Source organism: Streptomyces violaceus (assembly GCF_036014075.1).
In the GTDB taxonomy this organism is placed as follows: domain Bacteria; phylum Actinomycetota; class Actinomycetes; order Streptomycetales; family Streptomycetaceae; genus Streptomyces; species Streptomyces violaceus.
Genome location: NZ_CP107911.1, coordinates 3725017 through 3737367 on the forward strand (window position 1 = coordinate 3725017; position 12351 = coordinate 3737367).

Sequence of the window (12351 nt, forward strand, 5' to 3'; positions counted from 1 at the left end):
CTCACCGGGTGAAGCGGACGTCTTGGTGCTGCGGGAGTTACGCATGGGGCGCGAGTGTAGTTTCGCAACTTCGGCCGCATGGCCATAACAACGAGTTTCACAGGCTGCACAGAGCTCACGGGAGAGGCACCGGATGACCGCGGCTACGGGCGGAACGGCGAGCAAGGCACCGACTCCGCGAGCCGGAACCTCACGCATCGCACGCATCGCCGCCGGCACGACGGCTGGAGTCGCCTCTGTGGCCCTGACGTTGCTGCTGACGACGGCTCCGGAACGACTCGGCCTCTCCCCGACCCCGGCACTCTTCGAGAAGGTCCAGGCCGAAGATCGCGGCTCCGAAGCCTTCGTCTTCGCGTGGGCCCTGGTCGCCCTGCCCGTCGCCGGCTTGCTCCAGACCCCGCTGGCACTGGCACGGCGCGCCCGCGTCGGCGTGGGCTGGGCACTGATCGCCGGCTACTGGCTGTACGTCGTGCTCATGGCGGCAGTGGCGTGGCTGGTGCAGGGCTTCTTCCCTGCCGCGGACGCTCCGGGCAAGAACGGCGGTCTGTTCGGCGCGGCGATCCTGATGGCGGTCTGCACGCCGTTGTTCGTGGTGGGCTCGGGCGGTGTGTTCCGTGAGGTACGAAGCGACGACGAGGGCTCCCTCGCCGCGCAGATCCGAGACCAGCTCACAGCGGTCACCGTGCTGTGCGCCTCCTTCATCGGCGTGGTCACGGGCCTGGTGTTCGGCCGCTCCTTCGACTTCCCCCACGACGGCTTCCCGGCCATGCCTGCCGGGCGGCGCACTCTGGGGCCTCCTGGCGGGCGCGGCCCTCGGCACCCTCCTCGGCGCGCTCCTCCCCCGCTCCACCGACAGCCGCCGCACGATGACCGACAGCGCGAGGTCGTTCGCCCGCACGTCAGCGAGCCTGCTGGCCTGCTGCCTGTGCGTATCCCAACTGGGCTGGCTCCTGCCGGCCTGGGCGGTCGCCCTGGTCGGCCTTCCGGCACCGTTCGTCCTGTTGGTACTGGCGGGTCGTGGGGAGCGGCTGGGGCGGTGGGTGGAGTGGAGGCGGATCGAAGTACGGAAGGAAGCTCTGTACTGAGCACGTACGCTCACGCCGAGGCGTACTCCCTGTCCCACCGGCTCTGCCGCACACCGCCCCAGGTGCCCATCACGACTGCGAGACCGAAGACGGTCGCGAGGAAACCGGCGTTCGAGCTGCGCTCCATGTCGGTGGTCGGGCTGGCGACGCCTGCGGGGTCGTACCGCACACGCAGCTTGTCACCCGCCTCCACCCAGTCCCTGCACCCTTGGCCCTCCGAGAGCGAGCGAGAGAGCTCGCGCCCGCCGACCATCCGTAGGTCACAGTGGTTGGTGCTGGCGTTGTCCTTGCGCACGACCACGGTGTCGGCCCACTCGCCCCGCTCCGCCAAGGCAACCTGATCACCGGCCGCGTTGCCGAATACGCCCAGTGCGATCCCCGCGATGACGGGAACGACGAGCTGCCAGGCCAGTTTCCGCTGCTTGAGCGGAATCCTGCGCATCATCAGCACCGGCACGAGAACGGACGCCAGCGGTAGCACGAGCCAGGCAAGAAGCAGGGCCACCCCACGAGCCGGACTCCACAGCGGCACGACAGGGCTGAGCCATGCGAGGCCCAGCGACCCGCCGGCGCACAGGAGACTGAACACCGACCACCGCACCAAGTCGGTTCGCCACCAGACTCCTTGATCACTTCGCCCAACCCGAAGAACACCCTCAGGCACGTTCTTCACCACGCGCGCCGTCCACGGCCCGGCCCTCCCCTACGATCACGTCTGCTCAAACCAAACTCCAGGCCACCGTCACCTGGGAAATCACCTGGACCGGCACGGGCAACCCCAACCCGACGCAGCTCGGAGGCCCGGCGAAGCCGGAAGCCGTAACGCGGCTGCCTTTTCGCACCAGGGTGCTGTACCGAGCATCCATCCCAAACAGTCTGCTCGGTGTAGTACCTCCTACGGTCCAGTGCCTGTGCACCTAGCGGTTCACGGCTTGGGCCTCCTTGACCGTCACGTCCTGCTCGAATGTCGACAGCCCGTCCGGGAGCCCAGGCTCTCGCGGCGGACCGTCCGGGTCGGCGGAGTCGGTCCAGGTCACCTTCCAGGTGATGGACGCCTTGAAGGGGTAGGTGCCGCTGCCGGACGCGCGGAGGTACGTGACGTTGCAGCCGGCGCCCTCGCTGTCGGCGGTGTAGCCGTCCTTACCCTTGACCAGGTCGTAAATGCAGCTCTGCGGATCGGCGTCGGCGGTACCGGCGTCGACCTTGAGCGCAACAGGGGTGGCGACGGTGGTCGCGGCCAGCTGAACACCCTTGTAGTCGAGGCTCGCGGTCGTCCACACGCGGTCGAGATCGCCCTTGAACGCCACCCGCGTACCGAGGTTCACGAGCAGCCGGTCCGCACGCGGCTGCAACTCCACCGGCGGGGCGGGCAACTTGGTTGAGTTAAAGGCCAGGTCGGAGAGAATCTCGGGAGTCACCTTGTTGGGGTCCGGCTGCGGGTCAGCAGGAGGGACCCAGATCTCCCAGTTCTCCGGTGTTACGGGGCAGGCCTCGTCGTAGGTGAGATCCCGGAACTGCACCTGCCACCACAGGCCCTTGTCACCCTTGTGATAGTTCTCTTTGTCCCGCTTCCTGGCGTAACTCGCAGCAGGCTCTCCCGCCCCTCCGTACGCGGACTTGATGAACTTCTCGTACTCCTCCGGCGTGTACATCGGTTCGTACCAGCACACCGGGGGTTTCCAGTTGGCGTCCGAGGAGGTGGCGGTTGCCGTGGAGCCGCTGGAGGCGGGGGTGCTCTGGTTGATGCGGATGTGGGCGCCGATGGAGCCGCTGCCGGATTCAGCGCCGGAGTCAGTGTCGGACTGACCGGAACCCGTGTTGGGTTGAGTGGTCGACTGGTCACCACCTGTGGTTTCGTCCGCATACGCCGGGGATCCCGTGCCCAGCGCCACAACGAGACCGACTGCGGCTGCCGTGTAGGCAGCCGGATGTGACCTGCACGCGCCTACCGCTGCACGCATGAAGGGTCCCCCTTCTCCCAACTCTGCTGCGTCACCTGCCAGTCGCCCGCGGAGCCCCGCGCGGCCTGGACCGAGTACAAGACGAAGCTCTTGTCGCTCGGCTTGGTGCGTTGCACCTTGTCCGTCTTGATCTCCTTGTTGTACGCCTTGCTCTGGTCCTCGCAGTAGCGAACCGCCGCCTTGCCGTCTGCGACGTCAGTGACCTCGAAGTCGAAGTAGCGGTAGTCGCCCGTCACGGTCAGCCCGTCCTTCCTGAAGGACTCGACCCTGCCAGCCCAGTAGGAAAGGGCGTTGGCAGCGAAATAGCGACTCATGTTGGCCGTTTGGCTCTCGCTCTTGGCGAAGGCCTCGACGCGGGCCTGGGCCGCGTACGCCGTGTCCCGCAGGATGACGTCCTTGGTCGGGTCACCTGACGACTGGCGATCCACCGCCACCTTGATGTCCGAGGGAAAGCCAAAGCTCGGCGCGTTCTTCTCAGCGGGCGCAGAGGGCGACGGAGTCGAGGGACTGGCCTTTCCCGACTCCGCTCCGGCGATCTTGTCGTTCCCTGATCCGTCGTCGGAGTCGCTGCTGCAACCGGTCATGGACAGCGAGAGAACAGCAAAGAGGGAGGCAACGGCCGCCCTTCGTCGCGTGGTCAGCATGAGGCTCGTCCTCAGAGATAGGTCGTCAGAGTGCCAACGGATGATCCCATGAGCGGCAGACGCCACTCCAACCGGCACAAGGGGCTGATGCGTCTGCGCGCCGTTCTTCGCCCCCCTCTTCACGGTCGCGACCACCGGCGCTCGGTGAAGGTTCCCCAGGCTTAACCGGTGCGGAAGGCGTACGACACGTTGATGTACCGGGGGTGCCGCCAGGCGGTTTTCACCACGGCTGCAGCACCGAGGGCACCGCCGGACTCGCTCAGCGTTCCGCGACGAAGTAGCCCATGCCCCGGGTGGTGACGGTCGACGCCGACGGCACGGTCACCGAGGACCGCGGCAAGGTCGAGATCGTGCCAGAAGGGAGCCAACACGGAGCAGAAGGGCGGCAGCGCAACTGCGGGCTGCCGTCCAGGCAGCCGGATGTGCCCTGTACACGCCTATCGCTGCACGCATGCTGAATCCCCCGGCGGTGGAAGGCAGAACGGCGCCCAGGACGTCACCGTCACCCGGCCCAGGACGTCACCGTCACCCGTCCGCTTCCTGCTCGCCCGTCGACAGGATTTCAGTCAGAGATGCCTACCGACGGGACGCCCCGTACTGAGCAGTCCGCCCGTCTCGACCCACCACACTCCGGCGCTGATCATCGTATCGTTACGCCGCATGTGGCCAGGAAAGCAGCCACCCGAGGGCGGGCAGAAACCGCAGCAGCCGGCCGGGCAGCCATCGAATCCGTACCTGCAGCCCGGGTACCACCAGCCGAACCCATTCCAGCAGCCGCAGGCGCCGAACGCGCCCCCGCATCAGGCCGGTATGCCGGCGCCTCCGCCGCCGAGTGGCGGCCGGAGCCGCAGCACGATCGTCGCCGTCATCGCGGCGACTGCCGTCGTAGCAGCCGCGACCACAACCGGCTTCTTCCTACTCGGCAGCGGCGAGGACAACCGGGCAGGCACCGACCCCACCAAGACGGCTTCTCCACAGGCGAGTCCGAACAATCCTCAGGACACGGACACCGAGACCGCCACAGTCAAGGGCTGGAAGGTTGTGGTGAACCCGAGCCAGGGAATCGCATTTGACGTTCCGCCGCAGTGGGCGCTCCAGTCCACGGACTGGGTCACGTACGTCTCCGAGAACGATGACCCGGACGACACACCACTGATCGGGATGCGCGCCCCCGCGTACTTGAAGGAACAGTGGTGTACCTCGGACGAGGACAAGGACGGCACCGCGGAGGACACACCGCTGGCCGTCGCAGGTTCCAGGGGCAACAACGGCGCCCGGAGTACCGAGGAGATCGCCGGCGCCGACCCCAAAGCCTGGGTGTACGGGCAATTCACCCAGCCCGACAAGACCAAGGTGAGGCCGGGCACCGTGGAGCCGTTCACCACGGACACCGGCATCAAGGGGAGCCTGGGAACCGCCTGGTCCGTGGGCGTGAAGAAATCACAGAAGTGCTCGACGGACGGCAAGGCGTGGACATTCGCCTTCAAGAACACCCCAGGGGACCTGGCCTCCTGGTCGTTCTTCGGCGCCAAGGGCGTATCCGACGAGGTACCGGAATCAATGGTGCGGAGGATTGCCGCAACAGTACGGCTCTACAAGGACCCGTCGGATTCCTGACAGCAAGCGGGCCCCAGGAACGGAAATGACGGACATGAGCAGCGATCATGCCCCGAACGCCACACAAATCTCACCGCTCCAGGCCACCCATCTCCCCCATTTACCCGATATCTCAGACGGTTGACCGAATCGCACATCCGACTGCGCGATCAGGTGAACACGCTCAGCACCCTGATCCAAGAGGCTCGCTCACTCGCACGTGCCAACGCGTCCCTACGGTTCGCGAGCCGTGACAACGCTCGCGTCCGGGGTAGGGCCCCGCGATGGCAGTGGAAGCGGTCGACGCCGAATCCGGCGGGGCCACCGCCGTCGCGGTGGCCGCCGCCCCAGCCATCACCACCCTCGGCCGGCAGCGGCAAGGCTCCGCCAGGTAGTGCCCGAGACGCTCGGCGAAAACAGCGCGTATGCGTTCGGCGACCTCTTTCACCCGGCAGCAACCGAATCGCGACATCGTCCACGCCGATGCACCGAGGGAGTTACTCCTGATCGCCACCTTGGACTCGATGGCTTCCGCGTGGTACGCGACGAAAGTGCGCCTTCGCGGGAGGCGTGACTACGAGACCGCGCTAACGGAGCTCGGTAACGGCGCGGCGGACAGTCAGGCACGTGCCAGTCGGATCGTGTTCGTGTTGCCCTCGCAGAACGGTTCGGGCGGCCACAAGCCCATCCACGGCGTACGAGTCCCGGCGGCCACCCGATGGCGGCCCGCCCCGCCCTCCGAATGTGCGTTGACCGACGACCGAAGCGGGGTCGAGATCCTGGCCGACGAACACACCGACCCGGCCCCTGTCATGTCGGCGTTTCCTCCGTGCGCTTGCCTGAGGTGCAAGACACCGCACTAGCGAATCGAGGCACCTGAGCACCGTGGCCCCGGACATCGCACACAGCGGCATCCGGGGTCACCCCTGTTTGAGCACGATCAGGACACAACCAGCACCCTTGAGTCCCGTACACCCCGGATTGCCCCTGTTCTCGCGGAAGTTCGCTCTGGTGAAACCGGGAACCTCACCGATACCGTCGGTGCCCTTAACTGAACTTCTGTCTCACGGGGAGTCACTGTGAAGCGCCGCCCATTGCCCGTTGCTGCCGCACTGGTGGCGACGGCAGCACTGCTGTTGACGGCCTGCGGTAGCGGGGACGAAAAGTCCAGCGACAACGACAAGATCGCTGGCGCCGACCAGGGAACGAAGACGCCGAAGGAGTCGGCGTCACCCTCGGGAGCGCCGGCAGGGGACAAGCCGGACGGCGTGGACGTGTCGCTGCCTGAGGACATGGACCTGGTCTTCGACTGGGACAAGCCGAAGGACAAGAACGAAGCGGCTGCGATGCAAGACGCGGCGAACTTCGTCCGGGCCATCTACCGAGGTGTCGACAAGCGTTCGACCAAGGACGCCGCCTTGGTCGCCTACTCGACAGGCGATGGATTGAGTTACGGCAAAACGCAGATCGGCGCCAGGCTAGAAGGCGGCTGGACGGCAACCGGCACACGGCGCCATTACCAGGCGACCACCCGGTCCGCGCCGAACGGCAACTCGGTGGAGGTTGCCTTCTGCGTGGACTCGAGCAAGTTCTACTCCAAAGAGATCAAGACCGGAAAAGTCCTAAAGGGCACCTCCAACATCACGGACTTCGATTACTTCAAGATCATCATGGTCAAGCTCCCCACCGGAGACGGTCTGTGGCAGGCGTCCAAGGTGTTCGTCGAGGCGAAGGCGGCAAAGTGCCAGTGAACAGGTCACGGCATACAGCAACCGGTGCGGCTGCCCTGATGCTGGCCTTGAGCGTCCTCGCCCTCGCGGAACCGGCCTACGCCGGAGAAGAGCCGGCCAACACCCAGGGTGCCAACACAGAACAGTCGGGCGGCGGCGACAAGCAAGGCATCTACGCCGCCGCCCGCATCAATTACTCCGGAGCCGTCACCAAGGACGGCAGCACCGGAAACGTGACCTCCTCGGACGTCAACTGGACACCGCCCCCCTGCTGGTACGCCCCCTACCTCGGCGCCAAGGACTTCAAGAAGGAGATGTCCAAGCACCTCGAGGGCCAGCTGAACACACCCGGAATGGGCGGGACCGCAGGTGCGGCGCTCACTGAGGCGAAGCGGCACTACGAGGACGGCTACGGCTGGACCGACACCCCCGGCTACAAGGACTACAACGTCGAGAACGACGGCAAGGGAATGTTCTGGGCCGGCGTCGAGAACCCCAACGAGCCGGACTACCTCAAGCGGACCTCGTGCTCCGAGCTCCCCTTCTGGGTCGAGAACGGCGATGCCCCGCCGCCCCGGTACGAAGAGGCCATCACCCCGGAGATCCTCGCCGCTCTCGCCTACCAGCACATGGAGCTCCCCGACACCGAGGTCACCCTCGCTCCCGAGACCAACACCAAGGTGAACCTGCCGACCTGGGCCTGGCTCGACAAGGCCGTCTTCGACGAGGTCCAGGCCACGGCGGCTCTCAACGTCCCCGGCTTCAACATCCAGGCCACCACGACCGCCAAACCGGCATCCCTCAAGCTGGAGCCTGGCACCGAGGACGCCGAGACCTACCCGGCCTCCGGCGAATGCACCATCAACGCCGACGACTCCATCGGCGAGCCCTACGCCAAGGGCAAGGCCAATGAGACACCGCCGTGCGGAATCAAGTACCTCCGCTCCTCCGGCAACAGCACATACAAGCTCCAGGCCACCATCACGTGGGAGATCACCTGGACCGGCACAGGCGGCGCCGGCGACGACCTCCCGAACGGCACCTTCGGCAACGACCAGGACATCACCGTCCAGGAGATCCAAGCCGTCAACAGGTGACGACCCGAGATTCGTCGCTCCGCTCGGCCAGGAGCACCCTGACCGGGCGGACCAGGTCGGTATCGGTCTTGATCTCCTTGGAGTAAGCCTTCCGTTGGTTTTCGCAGTAACTGACCGCCGCTGCCTTGTCGTTGACGATGTCCGTGACCTCGAAGTCTTAGTAGGTAGGCGCCAGTGCTCGTCAGCCCCTGCTGCTTCGCGGCCGCGATCTGCTCGCTCCAATAAGCAAGAGTTAGCCCCGCAAGGCAAAGATCGAGGTTGGTGGCGTGATCATCGCCTTTGACGAAGCCCTCAAGGCGGGCCTGGGCCGAGTACGCCACATCCCGCAGCATCGCACCCTTCGTCGGGTCCCCCGCCAGTTCCCTCTCCACGCCCACTTCCGTGGTCAGCATGACCTTGCCCGCAGAGGTAGTTGGTCGGCATGGCAACGGATGACCCCATGCGGGGCAGCCGCCGGAACGAGCGCCCATCAGCTGACGCAATGGTGTGACCTTTGTGGAAATTCCTTCACGGCGGCGACTATCTGCCTCGATGAACGTTCACCTGGCCCGCTCCTGAAAAGCACATGCCGATATCCGCCGACCCCGAACACCTCCATCTAGGCGCAGAAATCACCCGATTCTATGGAGAAGTTCGCACTGGCGAACCGAGAAACCTAGCAGATACCGTCGGAGTACCTGGCTGACCATTCATGCTTCTCGGGGGAGTCACTTGAAGCGCCACCTGCCACTCTGCACGCCAGCCTGTCTGTCGCGCGTCGTCCGTGATCACCCCCTTCGACAGGGACCGCGATCTCGCCGCCCGAGCGGTCACAGCCGCCAACCGCTGATCCGGCACAGGCCGGGGTCCGGCACTCCGCAGCCGGCGCCCACCGACAGGGACTGAATCTCAAGATGAGCGATCTGCGCCTCGAAGACACCATTTTCGAGCATCTGAAGAAGACCTTCTCCTCCATCAGCGACCGCATGGAGGATGCCCGCCGCGACCTCCGAGGCGCAGACTCCTCGGCTGTCGGCGAGAGCCAACTCATCGAGGACGTCCAGGACTTCGCCGATGACTGGGGCTACGGCATCAAGCAGCTCGGCAAGCACACCCACGGCGCCGTGAAGATGATCAACAAGATCGGCGAGACGTTCGACGGCCTTGACCTGGAGCTGGCTCAGTCACTCAAGGCCAAGAAGAAGGGCAAGTAGCGTGGCTGGTCAGCGCACCATCCCTCCCAACATCGGCTGGGACCCCACTCCCGGAAGCGTGGAGGACACCCGGGAACTCGCCAAACGGCTGGGCAAGTTGGCGGGCGAACTGGGCACGGCAGTACGAGAGCTGGAGCGAATAGAGTGCGGCGCCTGGAAGGGCAAGACCGCTGTCGCCTTCACCGAGTACATAGGCGAGGACGTCACCCCGCTCATCCGCAAGAGCCACGAGTCCTTCGACAAGGCATCCCGCGCGCTCCACCGCTGGGCCAACGACCTCCAGGACTTCCAGGACGAGACGGACCGGCTGGAGAAGAAGGCCGGGGAGAAACTCGACGCCAAGGCCGAGGCCAAGGAAGGCACCGAGGAGTACGGCAAGGCCTCCGGCGATGTCACCGGCCTCATCCAGAAGGTCCATGAGCTCGAGGACCGCTACAAGCAGGCCGCTGCGAAGATCAGCAAGGAGCTGGACAAGGCCGCCGACATCGCCCCCGACGAGCCGGGCTTCTGGGAAAAGCTGGGCAACGGTATCTCCGACGCCTGGGACGCCACCGGCGACTGGCTCAAGGAGCACGCAGACCTGATCAAGGCGATCGGTGATGTGCTGAGCGACATCACAGCGGTCCTCGGACTGCTGGCCATCGTCACTCTCCCGTTCCCGCCCCTCGCGGCCATCTTCGGCACTGCCGCGCTCATCGGCGCGGGCCTGACGCTGGCAACCCATGGGGTGGCCAAGGCAGCTGGGGCTGACGTGAGTTGGGCTCAACTCGGGCTTGACGCAGTAGGGCTGCTGCCCGGCATCGGAATGTTCGGTAAGGGAGTCAAGGTGGTCGGCGCGGGCAAGGCCGCGTTGACGGCGGAGAGGCTCGGCAAGGGCTTCAGTGCAACCAAGCTCGGCAGTTCGCGAGTTCTGATGTCCTTCGGCAAGGAGTCCGCAGACATTGTTGGAGGATTCGGCAAGGCCGGCCTGGTGAAGATCGGCGGTATGTCCGACGATGTCTTCGAGGTCGCACATGGCAGCAGCGGCCTGATGTCTCGCATGGGAGGCCTTTCCTACGCGGGCTACCATCAAGGTCAGCTGATCGGCTCCAAGGGAGCCAACCTGATTCCGGGGGTGAACATCAACCCGTTCGGCGCAGGCGGCATAGCCCTCGACGCCGGCCTCAAGATTGCCCCTAAGGTATACGGCCATATAGCGGGCGACTGACCCAAGATGTCGTCATGGCACCCCAGGGGACCGGGAAAGGAACTGTAAGGACATGAGCGTTTGGTGGCCCGGATCGGGAGAGAACCTCATTGCCCGCGCTCCGCTGACTTTCGCCACGGGTGCGGCCACACGGGTCAAGGGAATGCGCTGGTTCCGTGACACCGAGCGCAAGGACATCCAGGACGAACTCGACGGTTGGCCCGAAGGCCCTGCGTACACCGCTCGTTCCACCGCCAGTACTGCCGGCCGGAACACCGTGAAGGGCGCCGCCATGGCTGTGGGGGTCGCCGTCATGGGGCTCCTGTCGTCTCAAGCGGGAAGCGTCGGCCCAGGCCGTTCAGACAAGGGCTCGGAAACCTCACATGACCGGGCTGACGAGGTGGAAGACTTCCCCGTCATGTGGGCCGCCCCAGGCGCCCTCGCCCGCACCTTGCCCTGGCAGTTGGACCCCGCTCGCTCCCCACAGAACCAGTACCGCACGCACGCGGTCATCACCGACCGGCGTCTCGTGATCGTGGGCTTCCCCTACGTCAAGGGGGACGAAAAACGCATCGCCGATGAGTTCCTCTGGGAAGCCCCTCGATCTCACATCAAGAGGGTTGAACTGCGAGACTTCAAGATCGGCAACGATGCGAAGATGGCGTTCACTGATGACTCGTGGGTCAGAGTGAGCAGCATCAACCGGGAGAGGCTCACTCGGTACCTGATCGAACCTCCCGAATTCATCCCCTTGACATCCCTCACACAGGCACAGCGGACCACAGCCCACGATTTCGCCGCGGCCCAGGCATCAGATGCCCGACCGCCTCTGATTAGGCGGAACCCGTGCGGCTGCTTCCGTATCGAGGTTCTGGCTCCGAGCACCGTTCACGCTTCCTTCGGTCACTCAGGGCTGAACACGGTGATGGACGCGAATGGCACCGAACTTCGCCTGACGGAATACCACCAGGAAGACTTCCTGACCTGACCCTGGCTCTGCACTCAACCAGAACGGCGCTCTACCCCACATGATCCCCGCAGCTGACTCCATGAATGCCCAGCACGTCAGTACTGCTGACGGGAACGTTCCACCCCTCTGGTTCCTCGCCCCCGAGGGCTTCTTCGCCCTGCCCATCGCCGCCACCCCGGAGGAACGCAGCGAGCGAGCCCTCTCCTTCGTGCGGGAGCTGTACTCCCGCGGCGACGAGAGCATTTGGGATCCTGCTGCCCCCTACTACGCGGCCATAGCCGAACTCATGGGGGCTACCGGCGTCTCCTACGCGGCGATGGGATTGTTCTCCACAGAGGAGACCGACGTTCCAGACGGCCAAGTGATCAGGCACGAGCCCGCCGAGGGTATCGCCCAATGCTCACTCACCGTCGCCATCGCACCCACGGACCAGGCCGGCACTGATACCGATGTCGTCGCCCAGGGCATCCTCGCAACTCTCTCCAGCGACCCGTACAACAACGCCATTTGGCTCGACCTGCCGTGCGGACCTGCGGTGTCCTGCATCACCCTGCGCGAATACGATCTCAGCCCTGAAGTGTCCGCCAGCGGCGAGGACACAAAGCTCCTCACAGGCCAAATCCAGGTTCATGTGCCCTTCCCTACAGGGCCATGCACAGCGATCTTCACGCTCTACACGGCCTCGATGGCCCACTGGTCTGAGATCTACCGCCTGATGTCGGCCATCCTGGAGACGGTTTCCTTCGTCGACCCCGCGGAGGCACTGGATGAGGAGCCCACGAAAGACCTGCCCAGAAAGGCATGATCTCCGGGTTCGTCCACTGCTGTGGTTGCGAAGCCGGAACACGGCCAAACGCCCGGACGCAGCAGCCAGGCGACCCGGAGGGTC

Annotated in this window: 12 protein-coding genes; 8 read left to right on the forward strand and 4 right to left on the reverse strand. The window is 65.3% G+C overall.

Annotated elements, in window-relative coordinates; all coding sequences use genetic code 11:
• Positions 1-190: 190 nt before the first annotated feature.
• A complete protein-coding gene (locus tag OG542_RS16665) occupies positions 191-751 on the reverse strand; it encodes a hypothetical protein (protein ID WP_328411711.1) in 561 nt (186 codons plus the stop codon).
• 115 nt (positions 752-866) lie between these two features.
• Here OG542_RS16665 and OG542_RS16670 point away from each other — a divergent pair, with 115 nt between their 5' ends.
• Positions 867-1085, forward strand: a complete 219-nt coding sequence (locus OG542_RS16670; RefSeq protein ID WP_328411712.1) for a hypothetical protein — start codon at positions 867-869, stop codon at positions 1083-1085.
• 10 nt (positions 1086-1095) lie between these two features.
• Here the strand turns inward: OG542_RS16670 and OG542_RS16675 are convergent, their stop codons facing one another.
• From OG542_RS16675 to OG542_RS16685, 3 genes are all read right to left on the reverse strand, one after another.
• The gene (locus tag OG542_RS16675; protein ID WP_328411713.1) at positions 1096-1590 is read right to left on the reverse strand and encodes a hypothetical protein; all 495 of its coding nucleotides are present in this window, start codon (positions 1588-1590) and stop codon (positions 1096-1098) included.
• 412 nt (positions 1591-2002) lie between these two features.
• Positions 2003-3046, reverse strand: coding sequence for a hypothetical protein (locus OG542_RS16680; RefSeq protein ID WP_328411715.1), 1044 nt, complete (start codon positions 3044-3046; stop codon positions 2003-2005).
• Positions 3031-3690: a hypothetical protein gene (locus OG542_RS16685; protein ID WP_328411717.1), complete on the reverse strand. Its 660-nt coding sequence runs from the start codon at positions 3688-3690 to the stop codon at positions 3031-3033. The genes OG542_RS16680 and OG542_RS16685 overlap by 16 nt, the downstream gene beginning before the upstream one ends.
• 810 nt (positions 3691-4500) lie before the next feature.
• On the opposite strand from OG542_RS16685, the gene OG542_RS16690 reads away from it, so the two are divergent.
• The 7 genes from OG542_RS16690 to OG542_RS16720 all read left to right on the forward strand — a co-directional run bounded on the left by OG542_RS16690 (position 4501) and on the right by OG542_RS16720 (position 12267).
• Complete coding sequence (locus OG542_RS16690) at positions 4501-5307, forward strand: hypothetical protein (protein WP_328411719.1); 807 nt, start codon at positions 4501-4503, stop codon at positions 5305-5307.
• Positions 5308-6365: 1058 nt separating this feature from the next.
• On the forward strand, positions 6366-7037 hold the full coding sequence (locus tag OG542_RS16695) for a hypothetical protein (protein ID WP_328411721.1): 672 nt from the start codon (positions 6366-6368) through the stop codon (positions 7035-7037).
• Positions 7038-7075: 38 nt separating this feature from the next.
• Positions 7076-8113: a hypothetical protein gene (locus OG542_RS16700; RefSeq protein ID WP_328411723.1), complete on the forward strand. Its 1038-nt coding sequence runs from the start codon at positions 7076-7078 to the stop codon at positions 8111-8113.
• A gap of 893 nt (positions 8114-9006) precedes the next feature.
• Positions 9007-9306: a hypothetical protein gene (locus OG542_RS16705; RefSeq protein WP_311127198.1), complete on the forward strand. Its 300-nt coding sequence runs from the start codon at positions 9007-9009 to the stop codon at positions 9304-9306.
• A 1-nt stretch (position 9307) separates the two neighbouring features.
• The gene (locus OG542_RS16710; protein ID WP_328411726.1) at positions 9308-10513 is read left to right on the forward strand and encodes a WXG100 family type VII secretion target; all 1206 of its coding nucleotides are present in this window, start codon (positions 9308-9310) and stop codon (positions 10511-10513) included.
• Between the two features lie 52 nt (positions 10514-10565).
• The gene (locus OG542_RS16715; protein WP_328411728.1) at positions 10566-11480 is read left to right on the forward strand and encodes a hypothetical protein; all 915 of its coding nucleotides are present in this window, start codon (positions 10566-10568) and stop codon (positions 11478-11480) included.
• Between the two features lie 61 nt (positions 11481-11541).
• On the forward strand, positions 11542-12267 hold the full coding sequence (locus OG542_RS16720; protein ID WP_328411729.1) for a hypothetical protein: 726 nt from the start codon (positions 11542-11544) through the stop codon (positions 12265-12267).
• Positions 12268-12351 lie beyond the last annotated feature (84 nt).